The sequence below is a fragment of the Streptomyces sp. NPDC050534 genome, assembly GCF_044457745.1.
Classification (GTDB): Bacteria; Actinomycetota; Actinomycetes; order Streptomycetales; family Streptomycetaceae; genus Streptomyces.
In genome coordinates, this window is sequence record NZ_JBITHF010000002.1 from 933,107 (window position 1) to 956,940 (window position 23,834).

Annotated in this window: 23 protein-coding genes and 1 pseudogene; 18 read left to right on the forward strand and 6 right to left on the reverse strand. The window is 70.7% G+C overall.

Translation table 11 applies throughout. From position 1 onward, the window contains the following. Positions 1 to 12: 12 nt before the first annotated feature. Positions 13 to 240, reverse strand: a complete 228-nt coding sequence (locus ACIBN2_RS09895; RefSeq protein ID WP_384261232.1) for a hypothetical protein — start codon at positions 238 to 240, stop codon at positions 13 to 15. Positions 241 to 496: 256 nt separating this feature from the next. Between ACIBN2_RS09895 and ACIBN2_RS09900 the strand changes: the two genes are divergently transcribed. After that, positions 497 to 1,540: an alpha/beta fold hydrolase gene (locus tag ACIBN2_RS09900; RefSeq protein WP_399133726.1), complete on the forward strand. Its 1,044-nt coding sequence runs from the start codon at positions 497 to 499 to the stop codon at positions 1,538 to 1,540. 67 nt (positions 1,541 to 1,607) lie between these two features. On the opposite strand, the gene ACIBN2_RS09905 is transcribed toward ACIBN2_RS09900, so the two are convergent. Both ACIBN2_RS09905 and ACIBN2_RS09910 read right to left on the reverse strand, forming a co-directional pair. Continuing rightward, positions 1,608 to 2,156 (reverse strand): toxin-antitoxin system, toxin component, encoded by a 549-nt coding sequence (locus ACIBN2_RS09905; RefSeq protein WP_399133727.1) that lies wholly within the window; start codon positions 2,154 to 2,156, stop codon positions 1,608 to 1,610. A gap of 14 nt (positions 2,157 to 2,170) precedes the next feature. Beyond that, complete coding sequence (locus tag ACIBN2_RS09910) at positions 2,171 to 2,824, reverse strand: helix-turn-helix domain-containing protein (RefSeq protein WP_399133728.1); 654 nt, start codon at positions 2,822 to 2,824, stop codon at positions 2,171 to 2,173. 223 nt (positions 2,825 to 3,047) lie between these two features. Between ACIBN2_RS09910 and ACIBN2_RS09915 the strand changes: the two genes are divergently transcribed. Further along, a complete protein-coding gene (locus tag ACIBN2_RS09915) occupies positions 3,048 to 3,710 on the forward strand; it encodes a hypothetical protein (protein ID WP_399133729.1) in 663 nt (220 codons plus the stop codon). 15 nt (positions 3,711 to 3,725) lie between these two features. Here ACIBN2_RS09915 and ACIBN2_RS09920 read toward each other — a convergent pair whose 3' ends face one another. Then, the gene (locus tag ACIBN2_RS09920; RefSeq protein WP_399133730.1) at positions 3,726 to 4,487 is read right to left on the reverse strand and encodes a cache domain-containing protein; all 762 of its coding nucleotides are present in this window, start codon (positions 4,485 to 4,487) and stop codon (positions 3,726 to 3,728) included. 32 nt (positions 4,488 to 4,519) lie between these two features. Continuing rightward, a complete protein-coding gene (locus ACIBN2_RS09925; protein ID WP_399133975.1) occupies positions 4,520 to 5,245 on the reverse strand; it encodes a FadR/GntR family transcriptional regulator in 726 nt (241 codons plus the stop codon). Between the two features lie 128 nt (positions 5,246 to 5,373). Between ACIBN2_RS09925 and ACIBN2_RS09930 the strand changes: the two genes are divergently transcribed. The 16 genes from ACIBN2_RS09930 to ACIBN2_RS10005 all read left to right on the forward strand — a co-directional run bounded on the left by ACIBN2_RS09930 (position 5,374) and on the right by ACIBN2_RS10005 (position 23,383). Next, complete coding sequence (locus ACIBN2_RS09930; protein ID WP_399133731.1) at positions 5,374 to 6,411, forward strand: ABC transporter ATP-binding protein; 1,038 nt, start codon at positions 5,374 to 5,376, stop codon at positions 6,409 to 6,411. 47 nt (positions 6,412 to 6,458) lie between these two features. Next, the gene (locus tag ACIBN2_RS09935; RefSeq protein ID WP_399133732.1) at positions 6,459 to 7,661 is read left to right on the forward strand and encodes an ABC transporter substrate-binding protein; all 1,203 of its coding nucleotides are present in this window, start codon (positions 6,459 to 6,461) and stop codon (positions 7,659 to 7,661) included. Between the two features lie 4 nt (positions 7,662 to 7,665). After that, entirely contained in the window at positions 7,666 to 8,556 is an 891-nt protein-coding gene (locus ACIBN2_RS09940; RefSeq protein WP_399133733.1) for an ABC transporter permease, read from the forward strand. Between the two features lie 60 nt (positions 8,557 to 8,616). Next, positions 8,617 to 9,432, forward strand: a complete 816-nt coding sequence (locus ACIBN2_RS09945; RefSeq protein ID WP_399133734.1) for an ABC transporter permease — start codon at positions 8,617 to 8,619, stop codon at positions 9,430 to 9,432. Between the two features lie 100 nt (positions 9,433 to 9,532). Beyond that, a complete protein-coding gene (locus ACIBN2_RS09950; RefSeq protein WP_399133735.1) occupies positions 9,533 to 10,693 on the forward strand; it encodes an NAD(P)/FAD-dependent oxidoreductase in 1,161 nt (386 codons plus the stop codon). Continuing rightward, a complete protein-coding gene (locus ACIBN2_RS09955; RefSeq protein WP_399133736.1) occupies positions 10,690 to 10,992 on the forward strand; it encodes a (2Fe-2S)-binding protein in 303 nt (100 codons plus the stop codon). The genes ACIBN2_RS09950 and ACIBN2_RS09955 overlap by 4 nt, the downstream gene beginning before the upstream one ends. Beyond that, entirely contained in the window at positions 10,985 to 12,547 is a 1,563-nt protein-coding gene (locus ACIBN2_RS09960; RefSeq protein ID WP_399133737.1) for an FAD-dependent oxidoreductase, read from the forward strand. The genes ACIBN2_RS09955 and ACIBN2_RS09960 overlap by 8 nt, the downstream gene beginning before the upstream one ends. Continuing rightward, a complete protein-coding gene (locus ACIBN2_RS09965; protein WP_399133738.1) occupies positions 12,544 to 13,434 on the forward strand; it encodes a dihydrodipicolinate synthase family protein in 891 nt (296 codons plus the stop codon). The genes ACIBN2_RS09960 and ACIBN2_RS09965 overlap by 4 nt, the downstream gene beginning before the upstream one ends. Before the next feature lie 4 nt (positions 13,435 to 13,438). Further along, positions 13,439 to 14,440: a proline racemase family protein gene (locus ACIBN2_RS09970; RefSeq protein ID WP_399133739.1), complete on the forward strand. Its 1,002-nt coding sequence runs from the start codon at positions 13,439 to 13,441 to the stop codon at positions 14,438 to 14,440. A gap of 42 nt (positions 14,441 to 14,482) precedes the next feature. Continuing rightward, positions 14,483 to 15,154: a GntR family transcriptional regulator gene (locus tag ACIBN2_RS09975; RefSeq protein ID WP_399133740.1), complete on the forward strand. Its 672-nt coding sequence runs from the start codon at positions 14,483 to 14,485 to the stop codon at positions 15,152 to 15,154. A 46-nt stretch (positions 15,155 to 15,200) separates the two neighbouring features. Beyond that, positions 15,201 to 16,196 (forward strand): LacI family DNA-binding transcriptional regulator, encoded by a 996-nt coding sequence (locus ACIBN2_RS09980; protein ID WP_399133741.1) that lies wholly within the window; start codon positions 15,201 to 15,203, stop codon positions 16,194 to 16,196. Between the two features lie 110 nt (positions 16,197 to 16,306). Continuing rightward, a complete protein-coding gene (locus ACIBN2_RS09985) occupies positions 16,307 to 17,656 on the forward strand; it encodes an ABC transporter substrate-binding protein (RefSeq protein WP_399133742.1) in 1,350 nt (449 codons plus the stop codon). Between the two features lie 2 nt (positions 17,657 to 17,658). Continuing rightward, positions 17,659 to 18,615 carry a carbohydrate ABC transporter permease gene (locus ACIBN2_RS09990; RefSeq protein WP_399133743.1) on the forward strand — a complete coding sequence of 319 codons (957 nt, stop codon included), beginning with the start codon at positions 17,659 to 17,661 and terminating at the stop codon, positions 18,613 to 18,615. Then, a complete protein-coding gene (locus ACIBN2_RS09995; RefSeq protein ID WP_399133745.1) occupies positions 18,612 to 19,490 on the forward strand; it encodes a carbohydrate ABC transporter permease in 879 nt (292 codons plus the stop codon). The genes ACIBN2_RS09990 and ACIBN2_RS09995 overlap by 4 nt, the downstream gene beginning before the upstream one ends. Before the next feature lie 30 nt (positions 19,491 to 19,520). Next, positions 19,521 to 21,146 carry a glycoside hydrolase family 13 protein gene (locus ACIBN2_RS10000; protein WP_399133747.1) on the forward strand — a complete coding sequence of 542 codons (1,626 nt, stop codon included), beginning with the start codon at positions 19,521 to 19,523 and terminating at the stop codon, positions 21,144 to 21,146. Positions 21,147 to 21,241: 95 nt separating this feature from the next. Beyond that, positions 21,242 to 23,383 carry a discoidin domain-containing protein gene (locus ACIBN2_RS10005; protein ID WP_399133748.1) on the forward strand — a complete coding sequence of 714 codons (2,142 nt, stop codon included), beginning with the start codon at positions 21,242 to 21,244 and terminating at the stop codon, positions 23,381 to 23,383. On the opposite strand, the pseudogene ACIBN2_RS10010 reads toward ACIBN2_RS10005, so the two are convergent. Further along, a pseudogene (locus ACIBN2_RS10010) lies at positions 23,352 to 23,834 on the reverse strand (ABC transporter ATP-binding protein); the annotation flags it as partial. The gene ACIBN2_RS10005 and the pseudogene ACIBN2_RS10010 overlap by 32 nt on opposite strands.

Below are 23,834 nucleotides of genomic sequence, written 5' to 3' on the forward strand. Positions count from 1 at the left end.
TCCGAGCGGTCGTCACGGCTCCGGGCACCAGGTCTGCAGCAGGCGGAAGAACTCCTCCTCGTTCCCCGTCAGGCCCGCGGCCGACAGCGCCTGTTCGGCCTCCTCCAGCACAGCGGGCGGCACGACGGGTGGTCGAGGATCGCCAGGAGGACCGTCGAAGGCGGCTCGTACGGTGTGCAACAGGCGCAGATAGGCCTGCACGGCGGTCCGCTCGCGGTCGGTCAGTACGGCGGTGGGCATCGTCGGCTCTCCCCTGTCGGCGTCATCTCTCCACGCCCGCACGAAGGGGCGCGACTCCAGCTTGCCTGCCACCACTGACAATGGGGTTCCCGCCCTGCTCACGGCGTCGCCCGAGCGGCGGCACCCCCGCGCGCCGGCCGCTCACGTAGCGGAGGCGAAACGTCTGTGAAATCCCTTGTGGGTAAGCCGTTCTACGCTGGAGAACAAGGGAAGTGGCCGCTGCCCGCGCGGCCGGGGAACGGGGAGGCGAGCGCACATGGTCGACGTCCTGGGCCGGAGCCCGGTGCGCTCCGCACGGCTGCGCCCCGTGGGGGACGGGGAACTGGAGCTGAAGTACCGCGTGGTGCACGGCTACCGGCGTGCCTTCCGCATGGCCGGGGAGGGCCCGGCACTGGTGCTCATCCACGGCATCGGGGACTCCTCGGCCACCTGGGCGGAGCTGATCCCGGACCTCGCGCGCACGCACACCGTGATCGCCCCCGACCTGCTCGGTCACGGCGCCTCGGACAAGCCGCGCGCCGACTACTCGGTGGCCGCGTACGCCAACGGCGTACGGGACCTGCTCACCACGCTCGGCATCGAGTCGGCGACGCTGGTCGGGCACTCGCTGGGCGGGGGTGTGGCCATGCAGTTCGCCTACCAGTTCCCCGAACGCACCGAGCGGCTCGTCCTGGTCGGCGCGGGCGGTGTCGGCCGCGAGGTCATCCCCGTCCTGCGGCTGGTCTCCCTGCCCGGCGCCCATCTGCTGCTGTCCGCGCTGCGGCTGCCGGGCATGCGGCTCCAAGTGGGCCTCGCGGCCCGGCTGCTGCGGTTGCTGGACACCGACCTCGGCCTGGACGCCCCCGAACTGCTCACCCTCGTCGACGCCCTGCCGGACGAGACCTCGCGCAACGCCTTCATCCGCACCCTGCGCGCGGTCGTCGACTGGCGCGGCCAGGTCGTCACCATGCTCGACCGGTGCTATCTGACCGAGGGCATGCCGACCATGCTGCTGTGGGGCGATCGCGACAGCGTGGTGCCCGTGCGGCACGCGTACGGGGCGCACGAGGCGATGCCGGGCAGCCGGCTGGAGATCTTCGAGCAGGCGGGCCACTTCCCGTTCCACAGCGACCCCGCGCGGTTCGTCTCGCTCGTCGAGGACTTCACGGCGAGCACGGCCCCGGCCGACTGGAGCCGCGAGCACTGGTGCGAGCTGCTGAAGGAGGGGCGCGCCGGCACCGGTGCCGGCCGCCCGGACACGGCCCGCAACCGTCAGGTGGAGTGCGAGCTCAAGGAGGCGAGTGAGCGCAGCGCGACGTGAGGGGGACGAGGGACGGCAGCGGGGCCCGGGACGGAACCGCAGTCCGGCCGGCGGGAGTTGAGGCTGCTCAGCCCTGCGGCCCGAGATACCCCAGCGACGCCTCGATCCGGCCCGCCAGGTGATCGCGCTGCACCGGCGCGCGATGCCCCGAACCGGCCAGCCAGGTACGGCACTTGCTGCCCAGGAGCAGGCCGAAGCTCTCCGCCTCCTGCTCGTCGGCGAGGTCGAAGCGGCTGCGGGCGGCCACCGTGCGGACGGTGGCGCGCAGGTCGGCGCCGTCACTGAGCAGCCGGGCCGCGGCCCTGGCGCCCTCGACGTGGTGGCCGCTGTGCCCGGCCGTCATGTGCCACAGCTCGTGGCCGAGGATCACCAACTGGTGGTCCGGCGCGGTCCGTTCCTCGATCACCACGAGGTCCTGGTCGGTCATGTCGAGCCACAGGCCGCTCGCGGTGCCGGCCGGGAAGGCGGCCGTACGGAAGCGGACCGGCCGGCCGCGGCGCCTGCTCATGGCCGCGCACAGGGCGCCGTAGAGGTCGTCGGGCCGGGCGGGTGCGGTGAGCGTGAGTTCCCCGACCAGCTCCTGGCACAGGCGGCGCATGTCCCTTCCGATGCCCACAGCCCTCCCCCGGCTCACGACTCGGGCCGTTTGACGCTCTCCAGGAGCATGTCCAGCCACTCCGCGACCTTGTCGCGGTGCTGGTCGGTGGGCAGTTGCGCGGCCCGCCAGGCGATTCCGCGGACGCCGTGGTCCTGGAGCAGCCGCTCCAGCGGGTCGTCGACGGCGGCGGCCTCCTCCCGCTCGGCGAGCTTCTGCAGCAGCTCCTGCTCGGTGCTCTGCAGGGCGCCGGTGAGGGCCTCGGGGTCCTCGGCCGTGAGGAAACCGGCGTGCACCCGGAAGAAGCGCTGGATGGCGTCGCAGTGCTCCATGGTGGGACGCCGGTCGCCGTTGATGAGCGCGCCCGCCTGCTGGCGCGACATGCCCGCGCCGTCGGCGATCTCCTGCTGGGTGTACTTGCGCCCGTTGGGCTTGAGCCGGGTGCGGCGCAGCAGGTCCAGGCGCTGCAGGAACCGCTCCTGCACATCGGGCTCGCCCGCCGGACGGCCGCTCAGCAGGGCCCTGACCACGGGCTCGGGTACTCCCGAGGCGGCGGACAGGCGGGCCGTGTCGAAGACCTCCGCGTGGGCCACGCCGAGCCGGTCGGCGAGCGCGGTGACGCGGTCGACGACGGCCGGCAGCGCAGCGGTCGCCGCCGTGGTGCCCGGACCCTCGAAGCCTTCCGTCACCGACAGATCTCCTACGTATCTCACAGGCTTCTCACAAGCGGTTGCCGTGAACTCGACGGAGATTACCGGGTAGTTCGAACTCACATCCAGACGTCGCCACAACTGTGGCCAATTTCAGCCGTCAACGAGCACGAAATGCCACGATAGTTGACACGATCCGCGTCGGGACAGCAGGATCAAGGCGCCGCGTGAAGGCCGCAGAGGCAAGAGGGGTGACCTCCCGATGGCATATCAGGCAGGTGGGCAGCGGTCGGCACCGCGGCCCGTCCCCGACAGTCTCGACGCCCAGGCGTATCTGGAGGACTACGCCGTCCTCCTGGAGGCCGTGCCCTTTCCGTCCGTCGTCATCGACCACCGTTGGGACGTAGTCCTCTCCAACAACGCTTTCGCGTCACTTTTCCGCGAGGTGGGCCCGCACCCGACGGCCATGCCGGCCGACAACTTCCTCAGGTTCGTCCTCTTCCACCCCGACGCGGCCACGGTCCTCGGCGAGCACGAGTCGAGCTGGTGCCTGCCGATGCTGGCGCACTTCGCGGCCGCGGTGGAGCGCTACGGCCACGACCACGGGCTGCAGTCCATCCGCCGCGACATCGCCCTGGACCCGATCATGGAGGCCGCCTACCGGCAGGGCCTGCCGCACTGGATCCGCGCGGTCGGCGAACAGGCCGTGGCGCACGACGGTGCCGTACGCACCCTGAGGCATCCCGATCCGCGCTGGGGCGCCACCGACTGCCGTGTGGTGGACGAGACGCCGCGGACGCTGCAGGACATGGGGTACACCCGGATCACGCTGGTGCTGCGGGAGACCCGCCGAGAGCGGCCCCGGACCCGCAGGGCGCGGCACACGGCGGCGCATCTGACCGTGGTGCCGGCCCAGGGGACCTGAGCGCCGGCGCCGCGCTCAGCCCTGCGCGATCACGAGTACGAGCGGGATGTCCCGGCAGGGGACCAGCCGCAGGTCGCGGAACCGCTCCGGCCGCGCGTGCTCCAGCACGGCGGCGAAGTCCGGTCCCTTGGTGAGGGATCCGGCGAGATGGGCGGGGTCGGCGGAGGCGGTCACCCGGCCGCGCGCGTTCACCAGATGGGCCGGCGCCGGCAGCCCTCGCAGCATCGGCATCACGGCGGCCTCGAAGTGCCGCAGGTACACGTCCGCCGCGGCCACCCCGGCGAAGCGTCCCGCCATCCGCACCGGTGCGGACAGCGTGAGGCTGTACTCGTCGGAGCAGAGGTAGTCGACGTACGGCCCGGCCACCGCGCGCTCGCCGGTGTCGCGGGGGATGGTGAACCAGTCCCAGTGCGTGTAGTCCGCGTACGCCGACTGCTCGGGGTCGAGATCGAGCAGCAGCGGCCGTACACCGCCCTCGGAGTCGCTCTGCCACCACTCCAGCCAGGCCGGCACGTCGCCGAGCAGCCCCGGGGCGGCGACGAAGCCGACGCCGGAGACCAACTCGTGGCGGGCCAGGCGCAGATGGAGCCCCGGGCGGAGCGCCGCGAGGTCCACGGTCGCGGGGTGGCGGCCCTCGGCGGCCACCCGGTCCAGCAGCCGCGCGGTGTCGGTGCGGGTGGCGGCCACGGCGTCGAACACGCTCTCCAGGGCGGAGCGGACGCCCGCCGCGACCGCCTTCTCCGGCGCCGTGCCGGCTGCTGCCGTCGCGAGGCTCATGCGCACCCTCCAGCGGACCGGGCGCGGCGCGGCTACAGCAGCAGGCGCAGCGCGACGAGCCGCGCCGTGGACTCCTGGACGCACCGCTCGGCCAGTTCCCTGGCCGTTTCGTGGGCCCCATCCTGCACCGCCGAGATTACGGAGCGGTGACGGTCTGCCACCTCTTCACGATATTCGTCGTCCGCGAGCACAAGACAGAGCACGGCGCCGATCTCGGTCTGGAGCGCGACCTGCTCCCGGGTCAGCCGCGCCGACTGCGCGGCGGCGGCCAGCTCCACATGGAAGCGGCCGTAGACCCGGCTGCGCGCCGCGGTGTCCGCCGCCTGGGTCAACTCCTCGGCCGTACGCCGCAGTTGTACGAGGTCGTCGGGCTCGGTGCGCTCCGCGGCGAGCCGGGCCGCGGTGCCCGACAGGGCGGCCCAGTGGTCGCCGAGGTCGCGCAGCTCCTCGGTGCTCCAGCCGCGCAGCCGGACCTTGAGGCGCTCCTCGCCCGGGGCCTCGGGCAGCGAGACGAAGGAGCCGCCGCCGCGGCCCCTGCGGGTGGTGACCAGGCCCTGCTGGCGAAGGGCCATGAGCGCCTCCCGCAGGGTCACGGTGGACACTCCGAGCTGTCCGGCCAGCTCGCTCTCGCCGGGCAGTTGCTCCCCTTCGGCGAGCAGGCCGAGCTCGATGGCGTCGCCGATCCGGCGGACGACGGCGTCGACGCGCGCCCGGTTGTCCACCGGGGCGAAGACGGCCCTGCGGGCACCGCCGTTCATCTGCTGCTGCTTCACGGGCACCACCTTGTGCGTTGACTCAAGCTTTACCTTAAGGGGGACTTGAGCTTTGAACTATGACTTCATATCTTTCCGTGCAACGTAAGAGAACGCCAGAAAGGTTCCCGTGCATGGAGGGAATGGCGATCCGGCTGCACGATCTGCGGAAGTCGTTCGGGGAGACGACCGCCGTGGCCGGGATCGAACTGGAGATCAGGGACGGGGAGTTCTTCTCGATGCTCGGTCCCTCGGGCTCCGGCAAGACCACGGTCCTGCGCCTGATCGCCGGCTTCGAGACCCCGACCGCCGGCAGTATCGAGCTCGCCGGGCAGGAGGTGACGGGCCTCGCCCCGTTCGAGCGGGACGTGCACACGGTCTTCCAGGACTACGCCCTGTTCCCGCACATGACCGTCGAGCAGAACGTCGCCTACGCCCTGAAGATCCGCAAGGTGCCCAAGGCTGAACGCCTGGTCCGCGCCCGCAAGGCCCTCGCCGAGGTCCGCCTCGAAGGCTACGGCGCCCGCCGCCCGGCCCAGCTCTCCGGCGGCCAGCGCCAGCGCGTCGCCCTCGCCCGCGCCCTGGTCGGCCGCCCCCGCGTGCTGCTCCTGGACGAACCGCTCGGCGCCCTCGACCTCAAGCTGCGCGAGCAGATGCAGGTCGAACTCAAGGAGATCCAGCGCGAGGTGGGCATCACCTTCGTCTTCGTCACCCACGACCAGCAGGAAGCCCTGACGATGAGCGACCGTATCGCCGTCTTCGACCAGGGCCGCATCCAGCAGGTCGGCACCCCCGCCGAGATCTACGAACGCCCCGCCACGCCCTTCGTCGCCTCCTTCGTCGGCACCTCGAACCTGATCGACGGCGAGGCCGCCCAGCGTGTCGTCGGCGACGTGGGCATCTACAGCATCCGGCCCGAGAAGATCCGCGTCCTCAAGGAGTCCGCGGAGGCCGACCGGCCGGACCACGCCACCGCCACCGGCACCGTCGCCGAGGTCGTCTACCTCGGGGACAGCACCCGCTTCCTGGTCGACCTCGACGCCGGCGGCCGGCTCACCGCGCTCCAGCAGAACCTGGAGACCTCCGCCGAGGACGTCGCCGCCTACCGCGGCATGCGGGTGTGCCTGCAATGGCATCGCCGCCACACCGTCCCGGTCCCGGACACCCGCTGAAGCCCCGGTCCCGGCCGCCGAAGCCCCCACACCGCAGGGAGAACGACGTGCGTCTCACCCGAACCCTCAAGGTCGCGGCCTGCGCCGCCACCATGCTCCTCGCCGCCGGCGCGTGCGGCTCCTCCGACTCCGGCGGCGGCTCCTCCTCCACCGGGCTCAACCCCCCTGATCTCAAGGCGCCCACGAAACTCGGCAAGACCGAGGGCAAGGTCAACCTGATCGCCTGGGCCGGCTACGTCGAGGACGGCTCCAACGACCCCAAGGTCGACTGGGTCACCGACTTCGAGAAGCAGACCGGCTGCCAGGTCAACTCCAAGGTCGCGGCCAGCTCCGACGAGATGGTCAAGCTCATGAAGACCGGCGAGTACGACGCCGTCTCCGCCTCCGGCGACGCCTCCCTGCGCCTGATCGCCTCCGGCGACGCGGCACCCGTCAACACCAAGCTCGTACCCAACTACCGGGACATCTTCGCCGGGTTGAAGAACGGCGGCTGGAACTCCGTCAAGGGCCAGATGTACGGCATCCCGCACGGCCGCGGCGCCAACCTGCTGATGTACAACACCCAGAAGGTCTCTCCGGCCCCCACCTCCTGGGCCGCCGTCTTCGACGACGCCGCCAAGTACAAGGGCCACGTCACCGCGTACGACTCCCCGATCTACATCGCCGACGCCGCGCTGTATCTCAAGGCCACCAAGCCCGAGTTGAAGATCAAGGACCCGTACGCGCTCGACCAGAAGCAGTTCGACGCCGCCGTGGCCCTGCTGAAGAAGCAGAACGCGGACGTCGGCGAGTACTGGAGCGACTACCTCAAGGAGGTCTCCGCCTTCAAGAGCGGCGACTCCGTGGTCGGCACCACCTGGCAGGTCATCGCCAACCTCACCTCCGGCGAGGGTGCCAAGGTCAAGGCCTTCGTGCCCAAGGAGGGTTCGACCGGCTGGTCCGACACCTGGATGGTCTCGGCCAAGGCCAAGCACCCCAACTGCGCCTACAAATGGCTCGACTGGATCGTCTCGCCGAAGGTCAACGCCCAGGTCGCCGAGTACTTCGGCGAGGCGCCGGCCAACGCCAAGGCGTGTCAGCTCACAAGCGACAAGAACTTCTGCACCATCTACCACGCCGCCGACGAGAACTACTGGAAGAACATCGCCTTCTGGAACACCCCCATCGAGCAGTGCCTGGACGGCCGCACCGACGTGAAGTGCGTGCCGTACGCCAAGTGGGTCCAGGCGTGGACCGAGATCAAGGGCTGACCGCATGACCGCCATCGAGGCGAGCGCCGGGCGGAGCACCGTCCGGCGCCTCGCCGGGGCGCTGCACCGCCGCCCCCGGCTCCGGCTGACCCTGCTGCTGACCGCGCCGCTGCTGTGGCTGGCCGTGCTCTACCTCGGTTCGCTCGCCGTCCTGTTCGTCTCCGCCTTCTGGACGACCAACTCCTTCACCTCCCAGGTGGTCAAGGTCTGGTCGACCGACAACTTCCACGAGCTGCTGACCACTCCGGTCTACCGGCAGGTGATCCTCCGCAGCATCGGCGTGGCCCTCGCGGTCACCGTCGTGTGCGCGGTGATCGCCTTCCCGCTCGCCTTCTACACCGCCCGCGTGGCCCGGCCGAAGTGGCGGCCGCTGCTGGTGGTCGCCATCCTCACGCCGCTGTGGGCCAGTTATCTGGTCAAGGTGTACGCCTGGCGGCTCATCCTCTCCGAGGGCGGACTCGCCGACTGGATGCTGAAGCCGTTCGGGGCGGCCGGACCCGGGTACGGCCTGCCGGCCACGGTGCTGACCCTGACGTACCTCTGGCTGCCGTACATGATCCTGCCGATCCACACCGCGCTGGAGCAGCTGCCCGCCAACCTCCTGGACGCGTCGGCCGACTTGGGCGCGAAGAGCTGGCGCACCTTCCGCTCGGTGGTGCTGCCGATGGTGCTCCCGTCCGTCGCCGCCGGGTCGATCTTCACCTTCTCGCTCAGCCTCGGCGACTACATCACCGTGCAGATCGTCGGCGGCAAGACCCAGCTCATCGGCAACGTCGTCTACTCCAACATCGAACTCAACCTGCCCATGGCGGCCGCGCTCGGCACGGTGCCGGTGGTGGTCATCGTGGTGTATCTGCTGGCCATGCGCCGAACGGGTGCGTTGAGCAGTCTGTGAGGCGGGGCCATGTCGTCCGAAGCCAGGTGCTATGTCGTCCGACGCTAGGTGCTATGTCACATGACACTCTCCAGGTCCGCCCGCATCGCGATCCGCGTCGCCGCCGCGCTCGGCTTCGCCGTGATCTACGTCCCGCTGCTGCTCGTCCTCGTCAACTCCCTGAGCCCGGACCGCAGTGCGAGCTGGCCGCCGCCCGGGTTCACGCTGCACTGGTGGGAGGTCGCCTGGCGCAACGCCGGTGCCCGTGAGGCGCTGTGGGTCTCGGTCAAGGCAGGGCTCGGTGCCACCGCCATCGCCCTGGTCCTCGGCACGCTGATCGCCTTCGCCGTCGCCCGGCACCGGTTCTTCGGCCGCGGCACCATCTCCTTCGTGGTCGTCCTGCCGATCGCCCTGCCGGGAATCGTCACGGGCATCGCCCTCAACTCGGCCTTCGGCACCGTCCTCGAACCCCTCGGCGTCGGCCTCGGCCTGTTCACCGTGATCGTCGGCCACGCCACCTTCTGCATCGTCGTCGTCTTCAACAACGTGGTGGCCCGGCTGCGCCGCACCTCCGGCTCCTACGAGGAAGCGGCGATGGACCTCGGCGCCAACACCTTCCGCGCGTTCGCCGACGTCACCTTCCCCCTGGTGCGCTCCGCGCTGTTCGCGGGTGGACTCCTCGCCTTCGCGCTCTCCTTCGACGAGATCGTGGTGACGACGTTCACCGCGGGCCCCGGCATCGAGACGCTGCCCATCTGGATCTTCAACAACATGACCAGGCCGCAGCAGGCGCCGGTGGTGAACGTGGTGGCGGCCGTGCTGGTGCTGCTCTCCGTCGTTCCGATCTACGTGGCCCAGCGGCTGTCCTCGGACACGGCGACCACGAGCCGGGTGTAGCGGAGAGGTGGCGGGTGGGCGGGGCTGGGGGCGCGGTCGGGGGCGCGGCTGGGGGCGCGGCACTGTTCCCACCATCTGTGGTATGTGACATAGTACAAGCGTGAGCCACCCACTGACCTGCGACGTCGTGGTCGTCGGCGCCGGAATGGCAGGCGCCGCCTGCGCCCTGTACGCGGCTCGCTCGGGCCTGGACGTCGTCGTCGTGGACCGGGGCCCGGTGGCCGGCGGCACGACCGGTGCCGGGGAGGGCAACCTCCTGGTCTCCGACAAGGAGCCGGGCCCGGAGCTGGACCTCGCACTTCTGTCCAACCGCCTGTGGAGTGAACTGGCCGGGGAATTCGGGGAATTCGGGGAGTTCATCGAGTACGAGGCCAAGGGCGGCGTCGTGGTGGCCACGTCTCCGGGCGGCCTGACCGCACTGGAACGCCTCGCCGGCGAGCAGCGCGCCGCGGGAGTAGTCGCCGAACCGGTCGACGGCGACGCCCTGTACGGCCTCGAACCCCACCTGGCCCCGGGGCTGCCCGGAGCCGTGCACTATCCGCAGGACGCGCAGGTAATGCCCGCCCTGGCCGCCGCGCATCTGGTTCGGGCCTCCGGCGCGCGCCTGCTGACCGGCCGGACCGTCACCGGCGTACTGCGCACGCGCGACGGCGCGGTGCTCGGCGTCCGTACCGACCACGGTGACATCCACGCCCCGGCGCTCGTCAACGCGGCGGGAACCTGGGGCGGCGAGGTCGCCGCCCTCGCCGGGGTGATCCTTCCCGTCCTCCCGCGGCGCGGCTTCGTGCTCGTCACCGAGCCGCTCCCGCGCCTGGTCCACCACAAGGTGTACGCCGCCGACTACGTGGCCGACGTGGCCAGTGACTCAGCCGCGCTGCAGACCTCACCGGTCGTGGAGGGCACGGCCGCGGGTCCGATCCTGATCGGCGCGAGCCGCGAACGGGTCGGCTTCGACCGGTCGTTCTCGCTGCCCGCCCTGAGGGCCCTGGCGGCGGACGCGACGCGGCTGTTCCCCTTCCTGGCCGACGTCCACGCCATCCGTTCCTACCTCGGTTTCCGCCCCTACATGCCCGACCACCTCCCCGCCGTCGGTCCCGATCCCCGGGTCCCCGGCCTCTTCCACGCCTGCGGCCACGAGGGCGCCGGCATCGGCCTGTCCACCGGAACCGGGCACCTGATCGCGCAGGTGCTGACCGCGAGGACACCCGATCTGGACCTGACGCCGTTCCGCCCCGACCGCTTCGCCGAGGAGGCTGCGTGAGCTCCCCGCTCGACCTGGCCGGTGCCCGCCCGGGCCCCGCCTTCACGGTCACCCTGGACGGCCGTGAGATCGAGGCGCTGCCCGGCCAGACGGTCGCCGCGGCGCTCTGGACGGCCGGCATCACCTCATGGCGCACCACGCGCGGCGCGGGCCGCCCGCGCGGCGTCTTCTGCGGGATCGGCGTCTGCTTCGACTGCCTGGTGACCGTCAACGACCGCCCGGGCAGGCGGGCTTGCCTGGTCACGCTGCAGCCGGGCGACGCGATCCGTACGCAGGAGGGGACGGGCCACCATGGCTGATGGACTCCCCAAGGACCCTCATCTCCCCAAGGACTCTCATCTCCCCGAGTCCCCTCATCTCGCGAAGTCCCCTCATCTCGCGGTGATCGGCGCGGGCCCGGCCGGCCTCGCCGCGACCGTGGCCGCCGCCGCCCACGGTGTCCGCGTCACGCTGATCGACGCGGCCGAGCAGGCCGGCGGTCAGTTCTTCAGGCAGCCCGCCGCGGGGCTCCGCGCGGGCCGGCCGCAGGCGCTGCACCACGACTGGCGGACGTGGGAGCGGCTGCGCGAGTCGCTCGCGGCACACGTCGAGGCAGGCGCCGTAAGACACTTGACGGACCATCACGTCTGGTTCGTCGAGCGGCGGCCGGGTGAGCGGCAGTCCGGCCGGTTCACCGTGCACGCCCTCCTCGGCCCCGAAGAGGAGGACCCGGCGACCGTGGACGCCGACGCCGTTCTCCTGGCCACCGGCGGATACGAGAAGGTGCTGCCCTTCCCCGGCTGGACCCTCCCCGGAGTCGTCACCGCGGGCGGGGCGCAGGCCATGCTCAAGGGGGCGCTCGTGGTGCCCGGCCGTACCGCCGTCGTCGCCGGGACCGGGCCGCTGCTGCTGCCCGTGGCGGCCGGACTCGCCGCGGCCGGTGTGGAGGTCGCCGCCTTCGTCGAGTCCGCCGCTCCCCGGGTCTTCCTGCGGCGGACCCGGGCGCTGGCCGCCCAGCCGGGAAAGATCGCCGAAGGGGCCGGATACGCCGCCCGGTTGCTCCGCCATCGTGTGCGCACGCTCGCCCGGCACACCGTCGTCGAGGCGCACGGCGGCGACCGGCTGGAGGCCGTGACGGTCGCCGCGCTGGACGGCGACGGGCGGGTCAGGCCCGGCACCGGGCGCCGTATCCCCTGCGACACCCTCGCCGTCGGCCACGGCATGCTCCCGCACACCGACCTCGCCGGAACCCTCGGCTGCGGCCTCGACGGCCTGACCGTGCACGTCGACGACGAGCAGCGCACCGACGTGCCGGGCGTCTGGGCCGCGGGCGAGGCCACCGGCATCGGCGGCTCGGGCCTCGCGCTGGCCGAGGGGCACATCGCAGGCCGCTCGGCCGCCGCCCGTCTCGGCGGCGGCGCCCCCGACCCGAGTGAGTGGGCCGCGGCCGCCAAGTCCCGTGCGCGGCTACGGGAGTTCGCGGCCGCGCTCGACTCCGTGTACACCCCGGCCGTGCACTGGACGGAACAGGTCCTGGACGACACCATGGTGTGCCGCTGCGAGGAGGTCACCGCCGGCACGATCCGCGAGGCCGTCGCGGAGCTGGGCGCCGGTGACCTGCGCACGGTGAAGCTGCTGACCCGGGCCGGCATGGGCTGGTGCCAGGGCCGCGTCTGCGCACCCGGGGTGGCAGGACTCACCGGGTGCGAACTCACGCCGTCCACAAGGCCGTTCGCCCGCCCTGTCTCGCTGGGCGTCCTGGCCCGCGAGCACCCACAGCCGCTGGACCGCGTGCGCACCCACCCGGTGAAGCACGAGCACACCCAACCGGTGCAGCGCGAGCACACCCACCCGACCGATGGAGGGCTCTCATGACCGACCACCGTCCTTGGCGCGGCGTTCTCGTCGCCACCGCGCTGCCCCTGAACGACGACCTCTCCGTCAATTACGGCAAGTACGCCGAGCACTGTGCCTGGCTGGTCGAGAACGGCTGTGACGGCGTGGTGCCCAACGGCTCGCTGGGGGAGTACCAGGTGCTCACCCCCGAGGAGCGGGCCAAGGTCGTCGAGACGGCCGTCGGCGCGATCGGCGGGGAGCGCGTGATGCCAGGCGTCGCCGCGTACGGGTCCGCCGAGGCCCGCCGCTGGGCCGAGCAGGCGCGTGACGCGGGCTGCCGTGCGGTGATGCTGCTGCCGCCCAACGCCTACCGTGCCGACGAGTGTTCGGTGCTCGCCCACTACGCGGAGGTCGCGAAGGCGGGCGTGCCGGTGGTGGCGTACAACAACCCCATCGACACCAAGGTCGACCTCGTGCCGGAACTCCTCGCCAAGCTGCACGGCGAGGGGTACGTCCAGGGCGTGAAGGAGTTCTCCGGGGACGTCCGGCGTGCCTACCGCATCGCCGAACTCGTCCCGGAACTAGACCTGTTGATCGGTGCCGACGACGTGCTGCTGGAGCTGGCGATCGCGGGCGCGAAGGGCTGGGTGGCGGGCTACCCGAACGCGCTGCCGAGGTCGAGCGTCGAGCTGTACCGTGCGGCCGTGGCAGGAGACCTGGGCACGGCCAAGAAGCTGTACGAGCAGCTGCACCCGCTGCTGCGCTGGGACTCCAGGGTGGAGTTCGTGCAGGCCATCAAGTTGTCCATGGACATCGTCGGGCGGCACGGAGGCGCCTGCCGTCCGCCGCGCGTGCCGCTGCAGCCCGAGCAGGCGGCCGCGGTCCGGGCCGCCACCGAGCAGGCCGTCGCGGCCGGACTGGCGTAGCGGCATGCGCAGCAGACTCGTCCTGCACGCCGTCGACTCGCACACCGAGGGCATGCCCACCCGTGTGATCACCGGCGGGATCGGCACCATCCCCGGCGCGACGATGAACGAGCGGCGGCTGTACTTCCGCGAACACCGCGACGACATCAAGCAGTTGCTGATGAACGAGCCGCGCGGCCACTCCGCGATGAGCGGCGCGATCCTCCAGCCGCCCACCCGGGACGACTGCGACTGGGGCGTCGTCTACATCGAGGTCTCCGGCTATCTGCCCATGTGCGGGCACGGCACCATCGGCGTCGCGACGGTGCTGGTGGAGACCGGCATGGTCGAGGTCGTCGAACCGGTCACCACCATCCGCCTGGACACCCCGGCCGGGCTCGTCGTCGCCGAGGTGGCGGTGGAGGGCGGGGCGGCCAAGGCGGTGACGCTGCGCAACGTGCCGTCGTTCGCGGTCGCACTCGACCGCAAGGCGACGCTGGCCGACGGACGGTCGGTGACATATGACATGGCATACGGCGGCAACTTCTACGCCATCCTGCCGCTGGAGCAGTTCGGCCTCCCCTTCGACCGCGCGCGCAAGGACGACATCCTCGCGGCGGGCCTGGCCCTGATGGACGCCGTCAACGCCGAGGCGGAGCCGGTCCATCCGGAGGACCCGTCCATTCGCGGCTGTCACCACGTCCAACTGATCGCTCCGGGCGCGACCGCGCGCCTGTCGCGGCACGCGATGGCGATCCATCCAGGCTGGTTCGACCGCTCACCGTGCGGCACCGGGACGAGTGCGCGCATGGCCCAGTTGCATGCGCGCGGCGAACTCCCGCTGCACACCGAGTTCGTCAACGAGTCGTTCATCGGCACCCGGTTCACCGGCCGGCTCCTCGGCACGACCGAGGTCGCGGGCCGCCCCGCCGTGCTGCCCAGCTTCACCGGCCGCGCCTGGATCACCGGCACCGCCCAGTACCTGCTGGACCCCGAAGACCCGTTCCCCGCGGGCTTCGTGCTGTAGGCGGCTTCGATAATGTCGGGTGACCCTAGGAGGACGATCACCATGGCCCCGCAGAAACGCCCGGCCCTGCCGTCGCTCGGCGGCCGGAAGCCCAACTTCCGCGAGCGCACGGTGGACGTGCTGCGGGCCGCCCTGATCGCCGGTGAACTGCGCCCGGGCGAGGTGTACTCGGCCCCGGCGCTCGCCCCCCGTCTGGGCGTCTCCGCGACGCCGGTGCGCGAGGCGATGCTCGAGCTGGTGAAGGAGGGCATGGTCGACATCGTCCCGAACAAGGGTTTCCGGGTCACCGCCGTCTCCGACAGGCAGCTCGACGAGTACAAGCACGTCCGGTCCCTGATCGAGATCCCGACGGCTGTGGGCCTCGCGACCACCGCCGACGCCGGCGACCTGAAGGCGCTGCGCCCGCTCGCCATGGAGATCGTGAACTCGGCCGCGAAGGGCGACCTCATCGAGTACATCGAGGCCGACCTGAACTTCCATCTGGGCCTGCTGGCCCTGGCGGGCAACGACCACCTCGTGGAGGTCGTACGGGATCTGCGACGCCGGTCCCGGCTGTACGGGCTGACCGCCCTGGTGGAGGCGGGGCGGTTGCGGGCATCCGCGGAGGAGCATCTCGAGCTTCTCGACGCGTTGCTCGCGCGGGATCCGGAGGGCGTGCGCGAGGTCATGACCAGGCACCTCGGGCACATTCGCGGTTTGTGGGCAGCCCACTGACACCATTACGCAAGCTGTTTGCATTTCTTGCGCTATTCTTGCGTTCATGACGCGACGACTTGCTGAGGTGGCGAAGAAGGTCGGGGTCAGCGAGGCCACGGTCAGCCGGGTGCTCAACGGCAAACCGGGGGTCTCCGAGTCCACCCGGCAGGCGGTGCTCTCCGCCCTGGACGTCCTCGGCTACGAACGGCCCACGCAACTGCGCGGCGAACGCGCCCGGCTGGTGGGCCTCGTGCTGCCCGAGCTGCAGAACCCGATCTTCCCGGCGTTCGCCGAGGTGATCGGCGGGGCCCTGGCCCAGCTCGGCCTGACGCCGGTGCTGTGCACGCAGACCAAGGGCGGTGTCTCGGAGGCGGACTACGTGGAGCTGCTGCTGCAGCAGCAGGTCTCCGGCGTCGTCTTCGCCGGCGGGCTGTACGCCCAGGCCGACGCCCCGCACGACCACTACCGGCTGCTCGGCGAGCGCAACATCCCGGTGGTGCTGGTCAACGCCTCCATCGACGACCTCGGTTTCCCGGGCGTCTCCTGCGACGACGCGGTGGCGATGGAACAGGCCTGGCGGCACCTGGCCTCGCTCGGGCACGAGAGGATCGGGCTGGTGCTGGGACCGTCCGACCACATGCCGTCGGTGCGCAAGCTCGCCGCCGCCCGGGGAATGGGGAACCTCCCGGACGAGTTCGTCGCCCGGGCCATGTTCTCGATCGAGGGCGGGCACGCGGCGGCCTCCCGGCTCATCGACCGGGGCGTCACCGGTTTCATCTGCGCCAGCGACCCCCTCGCCCTCGGGGTGATCCGGGCCGCGCGCCGCAAGGGGCTCGGCGTTCCCGCTCAGGTGTCGGTCGTCGGCTACGACGACTCCGCGCTGATGAACTGCACCGAACCCGCGCTGACCACCGTCCGCCAGCCCATCGAGGCCATGGGCAGGGCGGCCGTGGAGCTGCTGAACGCGCAGATCAACGGCAGTTCCGTAGCCGCCGAGGAGCTGCTGTTCGAGCCCGAGCTGGTGGTCAGGGGGTCGACCGCCCAGGCACCCCGTTCCTGAGATCCACCTTGCTGTCGAATAATTTCAAATTGCGCGCGACATCTTGCGTCAGGATGTCGGCGGTGCTTGAGTGTGCGTCGCCCACCGCTCCTGCCCAGAGGGGTCCACCGATGACAAGCACCGGGTTCCGCCGTACCTTCGCCGCACTCGGCGTCTGTTCGCTCGCTCTGACCGCGTCCGCCTGCGGGTCGAGCGACGACGACTCCTCCAGTGGCAAGACACGCATCACGGTCAACTGCGAACCTCCCAAGAGCGCCAAGGTCGACCGCGGGTTCTTCGAGCAGGACGTCGCCGCCTTCGAGAAGCAGAATCCGGACATCGACGTCGTCGCGCACGACGCGTTCCCCTGCCAGGATCCGAAGACGTTCGACGCCAAGCTCGCCGGCGGTCAGATGGAGGACGTCTTCTACACGTACTTCACCGACGCCAGGCACGTGGTCGACATCAACCAGGCGGCCGATCTCACCCCGTACATCAAGGAGTTGAAGAGCTACGGCACGCTGCAGAAGCAGCTGCGCGACATCTACACCGTCGACGGGAAGATCTACGGCATCCCGCGCACCGGTTACTCGATGGGCCTGATCTACAACCGCAAGCTCTTCCAGAAGGCCGGCCTCGACCCCGACCAGCCTCCCACCACGTGGGACGAGGTCCGCGCGGACGCCAAGAAGATCGCCGGGCTCGGCGGCGGCACCGTCGGGTACGCCGACTACAGCGCCCAGAACCAGGGCGGTTGGCACTTCACCGCCGAGATGTACTCCCAGGGCGGCGACGTCGTGAGCGCCGACGGCAAGAAGGCCGCCATCGACACCCCCGAGGGCCACGCCGTCCTGCAGAACCTGCACGACATGCGCTGGGCCGACAACTCGATGGGCAGCAAGCAGCTCCTCGTCATCAACGACGTGCAGCAGATGATGGGTTCGGGCAAGCTCGGCATGTACCTCTCCGCCCCCGACAACATCCCGATCCTGGTCAAGGAGAAGGGCGGCGACTACAAGGACCTCGCGCTCGCCCCGATGCCCGGCGGCAAGGGCACGCTCATCGGCGGCGACGGCTACATGTTCAACAAGCACGACACCCCCGCCCAGATCCGTGCCGGGCTGAAGTGGCTCGACCACATGTTCCTCACTCCCGGATCGGGCTTCCTCGGCGACTACGCCCGCGCCAAGAAGGCGAACGCGCCCGTCGGCCTGCCCGAGCCGCGCCTGTTCACCGGCGCCGCCGACGTCAAGGACCAGCAGGTCAAGAAGGTCAACGCCAATGTGCCGGTGGAGAACTACCAGTCCTTCCTCGACGGCAACCACCAGCTCCAGATGAAGATCGAGCCGCCGAACGCGCAGCAGATCTACTCCGTCCTCGACGGTGCCGTCTCCGCCGTCCTCACCAAGAAGGACGCCGACATCGACCAGCTGCTCAAGGAAGCCTCAGGCAAGATCGACAGCATCCTGGCGCGGGGCTGAGCATGACGAAGACGGCCGAGCGGCGACCGGTCGGCAAGGTCGCCGTACGCCCGGTGCAGGCGCCGCCCCCGGCAGGGGACCGGAGGCGGCGCCGCCTCGCCGACCAGGCCCGCGCCTACGCCTTCCTCCTCGGTGGCCTGATCTGCTTCGCCCTGTTCTCGTGGTACCCGGCGATCCGCGCGGTCGTGATCGCCTTCCAGAAGTACACGCCGGGCTCCTCGCCCGAGTGGGTCGGCACCGCCAACTTCACCCGCGTCTGGCACGACCCGGAGTTCACCGCCGCCTGGCGCAACACCTTCACCTTCACGCTGCTGGCCCTGCTGATCGGCTTCGCGATCCCGTTCGTGATGGCGCTGGTCCTGAACGAACTCCGGCACGCCAAGGCCTTCTTCAGGGTCGTGGTCTACCTCCCGGTGATGATCCCGCCGGTGGTCAGCGCCCTGCTGTGGAAGTGGTTCTACGACCCCGGGGCCGGCCTCGCCAACGAGGCGCTGCGCTTCCTGCACCTGCCCACCTCGAACTGGTCCAACGGCGCCGACACCGCCCTCGTCTCCCTGGTGATCGTGGCCACTTGGGCCAACATGGGCGGCACCGTCCTGATCTACCTGGCCGCCCTGCAGTCCATCCCCGGCGAGCTGTACGAGGCCGCCGAACTGGACGGCGCGGGCCTGCTGCAGCGCATCAGGCACGTGACGGTCCCTCAGACTCGTTTCGTCATCCTGATGCTGATGCTGCTTCAGGTCATCGCGACGATGCAGGTCTTCACCGAACCGTTCGTGATCACGGGCGGCGGTCCGGAGAACGCCACGGTCACCGTCCTGTACCTGATCTACAAATACGCCTTCCTCTACAACGACTTCGGCGGCGCCTGCGCGCTCAGCGTGATGCTCCTGGTGCTGCTCGGTGCCTTCGCGACCGTCTACCTGTGGCTCACCCGCTCCGGAGGGGAGGACGCATGAGCGCCACCCGCACCCTCGTCTCGCCGGCGGCACTCGCCCGCCCGCGCGGCAAGGCCGTGTACTGGACCGTCTTCGCGGCCGTCGTCCTGCTCTTCGCCCTCGCCTTCCTCTTCCCCGTGTACTGGATGGTGACCGGCGCGCTGAAGTCGCCGGACGAGATCGCGCAGACCCCGCCCACCCTCGTCCCGAAGCAGTGGCACCTCGGCGGCTACACCGACGCCTGGGATCTGATGCAGCTCCCGGAGCACCTGTGGAACACGGTGGTCCAGGCGGCCGGCGCCTGGGCGTTCCAGATCGTCTTCTGCACGGCCGCCGCGTACGCCCTGTCCAAGCTCAGGCCCGCCTTCGGCAACGTGATCCTCGGCGGCATCCTCGCGACGCTGATGGTCCCGGCGCAGGCCCTCGTCGTACCGAAGTACCTGACCGTCGCCGACCTGCCCCTGATCCACACCAGCCTGCTCAACGACCCCCTGGCCATCTGGCTGCCGGCCGTCGCCAACGCCTTCAACCTCTACCTGCTCAAGCGGTTCTTCGACCAGCTTCCCCGCGACGTGCTGGAGGCCGCCGAGATGGACGGCGCCGGAAAGCTGCGCACCCTCTGGTCGATCGTGCTGCCCATGTCGCGGCCGGTCCTCGGCGTCGTGTCGATCTTCGCGCTGGTCGCCGTGTGGCAGGACTTCCTGTGGCCGCTGATGGTCTTCTCCGACACCGACAAGCAGCCGATCAGCGTGGCACTCGTCCAGCTGTCGCAGAACATCCAGCTCACCGTGCTCATCGCCGCCATGGTCATCGCCAGCATCCCGATGGTCGCGCTCTTCCTCGTCTTCCAGCGGCACATCATCGCCGGGATCAGCGCGGGCAGCACGAAGGGCTGACGCCCTCCCTTCGACAGAAAGGCATGCACAGTGGGACAGCCCACCCCTGCCCAGAAGGACCCGAAGGACCTGACGGACGAAAGGGACTGGTGGCGCTCCGCCGTCATCTACCAGGTGTACGTCCGCAGCTTCGCCGACGGCGACGGCGACGGTACCGGCGACCTCGCAGGCGTCCGCTCCAGACTGCCCTACCTCGCCGAACTCGGCGTGAACGCCCTGTGGTTCACCCCCTGGTACCTGTCGCCGATGAAGGACGGCGGCTACGACGTCGCCGACTACCGCGCGATCGACCCGTCCTTCGGCACCCTCGCCGAGGCGGAGAAGCTGATCGCCGAGGCCCGTGAACTGGGCATCCGCACCATCGTCGACATCGTGCCCAACCACGTCTCCGACCAGCACCCGTGGTTCCGGGCCGCGCTCGCCGCCGGCCCGGGTAGCCCGGAGCGCGAGCTGTTCCACTTCCGGCCCGGACGCGGCGCACACGGCCAACTCCCGCCCAACGACTGGCCGTCGCAGTTCGTCGGTTCCACCGAACCGGTGTGGACGCGGCTGCCCGACGGGCAGTGGTACCTGCACCTGTTCACCCCCGAGCAGCCCGACCTCAACTGGGCCCACCCGGCCGTCCGTCAGGAGCACGAGGACATCCTGCGGTTCTGGTTCGAGCGCGGAGTGGCGGGCGTCCGCATCGACTCTGCGGCGCTGCTCGCCAAGGACCCCGCGCTGCCCGACTTCGCCGAGGGCCACGACCCCAGCCCCTTCGTCGACCGCGACGAACTCCACGACATCTACCGCTCCTGGCGGGCCGTCGCCGACGAGTACGACGGGGTGTTCGTCGGCGAGGTGTGGTTGCCGGACGCCGAGCGCTTCGCCCGCTACCTGCGCCCCGACGAACTGCACACGGCCTTCAACTTCTCGTTCCTTTCATGCCCTTGGGACGCGCGGGGACTGCGCACGTCGATCGACACGACGCTCGCCGAGCACGCCCCGGTGGGCGCGCCGGCCACCTGGGTGCTGTGCAACCACGACGTCACGCGGACGGTGACCCGTTACGGCCGCGCCGACACCGGCTTCGACTTCGCGGCCAAGGCCTTCGGCACCCCGACCGACCTCGCCCTCGGCACCCGGCGCGCCCGCGCCGCCGCCCTGCTCTCCCTCGCCCTGCCCGGCGCCGTCTACGTCTACCAGGGCGAGGAACTCGGCCTGCCCGAGGCCGACATCCCGCGCGAGCGCATCGAGGACCCGATGTACTTCCGCTCCGGCGGCACCGACCCCGGCCGCGACGGCTGCCGGGTGCCGCTGCCGTGGAGCGCCGATGCACCGTACGCGGGCTTCGGCTCGCGGCAGGAGCCGTGGCTGCCGCAGCCCGCCGGCTGGTCCGCGTACGCCGCCGACCTCCAGGCCGCCGACCCCGCTTCGATGCTCGCCCTCTACCGCGCGGGCATCCGGCTGCGCCCGGTCTTCGGGACCGGCCCGCTCACCTGGCTGCCCGCGCCGGACGGCGCCCTGGCCTTCACCCGCGGCGGCGCCGTCTGCGTGGTGAACCTCGTCGGCACCCCCGCCGAACTGCCCGTCCACACTGAACTCCTGCTCGCCAGCGCCCCCTTGGACGCCGACGGACGGCTGCCGAAGGACACCGCGGTCTGGCTGCGCGGCTGAGCCCGCACCGCGTTCGTACCTCCGTCCCAACCCCGTACCGCTATCCCCGCACCCCCACACGAAGGGATCAGCACATGCACAGAACTGTCAGGGGCATGCCAGCAGCGATGGTGGTGGCCCTCTCCGCCGGACTGCTCACCGCCGCCGCACCCGCCGCCCACGCGGCGGCCGGCGCGAGCCTGCCCTTCACCTCCGTGGAGGCCGAGTCCGCCACCACCACCGGCACGAAGATCGGCCCCGACTACACCCAGGGCACGATCGCCTCCGAGGCATCCGGACGCCAGGCGGTGCGTCTCGACCCGGGCCGGCGCGTGGAGTTCACCGTGCCGCGCGCGAGCAACGCGGTGAACGTCTCCTACAACGTCCCGGACGGCCAGTCGGGTTCGCTGAACGTGTACGTCAACGGCACCAAGCTCGCCAGGTCGCTTCCGGTGACGTCGAAGTACTCGTACATCGACACCGGCTGGATCGCCGGCGCGAAGACGCACCACTTCTTCGACAACGCCCGCATGCTGCTCGGGCAGAGCGTCCAGCCGGGCGACAAGGTCGCCTTCGAGTCGACCGGTACCCAAGTCACCGTCGACGTCGCGGACTTCGAGCAGGTCGACGGGGCCGCCACGCAGCCCGCGGGCTCGGTCTCGGTCACCTCCAAGGGCGCCGCCCCGAGCGGCAACGGCGACTCCACGCAGGCCTTCCGGGACGCGATCGCCGCGGCCCAGGGGGGAGTGGTGTGGATCCCGCCGGGCGACTACAGGCTGACGTCCTCGCTCAGCGGTGTGCAGAACGTCACGCTCCAGGGCGCGGGCAGCTGGTACTCGATCGTGCACACCTCCCGCTTCATCGACCAGTCCAGCTCCTCCGGCAGCGTGCACATCAAGGACTTCGCGGTGCTCGGCGAGGTCACCGAGCGGGTCGACTCCAACCCGGACAACTTCGTCAACGGCGCGCTCGGACCGAACAGTTCGGTCTCCGGCATGTGGATCCAGCACATGAAGGTCGGCCTGTGGCTGATGGGCGACAACGACAACCTGGTCGTCGAGAACAACCGCATCCTCGACACCACCGCCGACGGCCTCAACCTGAACGGCAACGCCCACGGTGTCCGCGTGCGCAACAACTTCCTGCGCAACCAGGGCGACGACTCGCTCGCCATGTGGTCCCTGAACGGGGCGGACAGCAACAGCAGCTTCGAGAACAACACCATCTCCCAGCCGAACCTCGCCAACGGCATCGCGATCTACGGCGGCACCGACATCGCCGTCAGGAACAACCTGGTCTCCGACACCAACGCCCTCGGCAGCGGCATCGCGATCTCCAACCAGAAGTTCCTCGACCCCTTCTCCCCGCTGGCCGGCACGATCACGGTCGCCGGCAACACCCTCGTGCGCACCGGCGCGATCAACCCCAACTGGAACCACCCGATGGGTGCGCTGCGCGTCGACTCCTACGACAGCGCGATCAACGCGACGGTGGACATCACCGACACCACGATCACCGACAGCCCGTACAGCGCCTTCGAGTTCGTCTCCGGCGGCGGTCACGGCTACCCGGTCGCGGGCGTCAACGTCGCTGGCGCGACGGTGAGGAACACCGGCACGGTCGTCGTCCAGGCGGAGACGCAGGGCGCGGCGAAGTTCAGCAACGTCCAGGCCACCGGGGTCGGCGCGGCAGGCATCTACAACTGCCCCTACCCGTCCGGCTCCGGCTCGTTCACGGTCGGCGACGGCGGGGGCAACTCCGGCTGGAGCAGCACCTGGGGCGACTGCTCGACCTGGCCGCAGCGCGGCCAGGGCAACACCGACCCGGACCCGGGCCGCAATCTCGCCAAGGGCCGCCCGGCCACCGCGACCGGCTCACAGGACGTCTACACACCGGGCAAGGCGGTCGACGGCGACGCAGGCACCTACTGGGAGTCGGCCAACAACGCCTTCCCGCAGTCCCTCACGGTCGACCTCGGCTCCGCCCAAGCCGTACGCCGTCTGGTGCTGAAGCTGCCGCCCTCGTCCGCCTGGGGCGCACGCACCCAGACCGTCACCGTGCTGGGCAGCACCGACGGTTCCACCTACTCCACGGTCGTCGGCTCCACCGGCTACCGCTTCGACCCGGCCACCGGCAACACGGCCACGGTCCCGCTCCCCGCGAGCACCAGCCTGCGCTACCTGCGCCTGACGGTGAGCGCCAACACCGGCTGGCCCGCAGGGCAGTTCAGCGAGGTGGAGGCGTATGTGACTTCGTGACCGGCTGCGGCCCGGTCCCGCGCTTCGCCGACTGGATCTGCTCGTAGACATGGGTACGCAGTTCGGCGAAGCGCGGGGCTGCCCGGGTGTGCAACTGGTCGCGTTCGTCGGGCAGATCGACCTTCAGCTGTTCCTGCACGACGGTGGGGGAGGCGGACAGGACGATCACGCGCTCGCCGAGGTAGACGGCCTCGTCGATGTCGTGGGTGACGAAAAGGATCGTGATGCCGCGCTCGCGCCACAGGCCCCGTACGAGATCCTCCAGGTCCGCGCGGGTCTGCGCGTCGACCGCAGCGAACGGCTCGTCCATCAGCAGGACATCGGGTTCGTAGGCGAGGGCGCGGGCGATGGCGACGCGCTGCTGCATGCCGCCGGGCAGCTGCCAGGGATACGCTCCGGCGGCGTCCGCGAGGCCGACCGAGTGCAGGGCGTCCGCGACCAGCTCCCTACG

What these genes read in the sequence shown, in the direction of transcription:
- ACIBN2_RS09895 (WP_384261232.1), bottom strand. Translation starts at nt 240, where the DNA reads ATGCCCACCGCCGTACTGACCGACCGCGAGCGGACCGCCGTGCAGGCC.
- ACIBN2_RS09900 (WP_399133726.1), top strand. Translation starts at nt 497, where the DNA reads ATGGTCGACGTCCTGGGCCGGAGCCCGGTGCGCTCCGCACGGCTGCGC.
- ACIBN2_RS09915 (WP_399133729.1), top strand. Translation starts at nt 3,048, where the DNA reads ATGGCATATCAGGCAGGTGGGCAGCGGTCGGCACCGCGGCCCGTCCCC.
- ACIBN2_RS09920 (WP_399133730.1), bottom strand. Translation starts at nt 4,487, where the DNA reads ATGAGCCTCGCGACGGCAGCAGCCGGCACGGCGCCGGAGAAGGCGGTC.
- ACIBN2_RS09925 (WP_399133975.1), bottom strand. Translation starts at nt 5,245, where the DNA reads ATGAACGGCGGTGCCCGCAGGGCCGTCTTCGCCCCGGTGGACAACCGG.
- ACIBN2_RS09930 (WP_399133731.1), top strand. Translation starts at nt 5,374, where the DNA reads ATGGAGGGAATGGCGATCCGGCTGCACGATCTGCGGAAGTCGTTCGGG.
- ACIBN2_RS09940 (WP_399133733.1), top strand. Translation starts at nt 7,666, where the DNA reads ATGACCGCCATCGAGGCGAGCGCCGGGCGGAGCACCGTCCGGCGCCTC.
- ACIBN2_RS09945 (WP_399133734.1), top strand. Translation starts at nt 8,617, where the DNA reads ATGACACTCTCCAGGTCCGCCCGCATCGCGATCCGCGTCGCCGCCGCG.
- ACIBN2_RS09960 (WP_399133737.1), top strand. Translation starts at nt 10,985, where the DNA reads ATGGCTGATGGACTCCCCAAGGACCCTCATCTCCCCAAGGACTCTCAT.
- ACIBN2_RS09965 (WP_399133738.1), top strand. Translation starts at nt 12,544, where the DNA reads ATGACCGACCACCGTCCTTGGCGCGGCGTTCTCGTCGCCACCGCGCTG.
- ACIBN2_RS09970 (WP_399133739.1), top strand. Translation starts at nt 13,439, where the DNA reads ATGCGCAGCAGACTCGTCCTGCACGCCGTCGACTCGCACACCGAGGGC.
- ACIBN2_RS09975 (WP_399133740.1), top strand. Translation starts at nt 14,483, where the DNA reads ATGGCCCCGCAGAAACGCCCGGCCCTGCCGTCGCTCGGCGGCCGGAAG.
- ACIBN2_RS09980 (WP_399133741.1), top strand. Translation starts at nt 15,201, where the DNA reads ATGACGCGACGACTTGCTGAGGTGGCGAAGAAGGTCGGGGTCAGCGAG.
- ACIBN2_RS09985 (WP_399133742.1), top strand. Translation starts at nt 16,307, where the DNA reads ATGACAAGCACCGGGTTCCGCCGTACCTTCGCCGCACTCGGCGTCTGT.
- ACIBN2_RS09990 (WP_399133743.1), top strand. Translation starts at nt 17,659, where the DNA reads ATGACGAAGACGGCCGAGCGGCGACCGGTCGGCAAGGTCGCCGTACGC.
- ACIBN2_RS09995 (WP_399133745.1), top strand. Translation starts at nt 18,612, where the DNA reads ATGAGCGCCACCCGCACCCTCGTCTCGCCGGCGGCACTCGCCCGCCCG.
- ACIBN2_RS10005 (WP_399133748.1), top strand. Translation starts at nt 21,242, where the DNA reads ATGCCAGCAGCGATGGTGGTGGCCCTCTCCGCCGGACTGCTCACCGCC.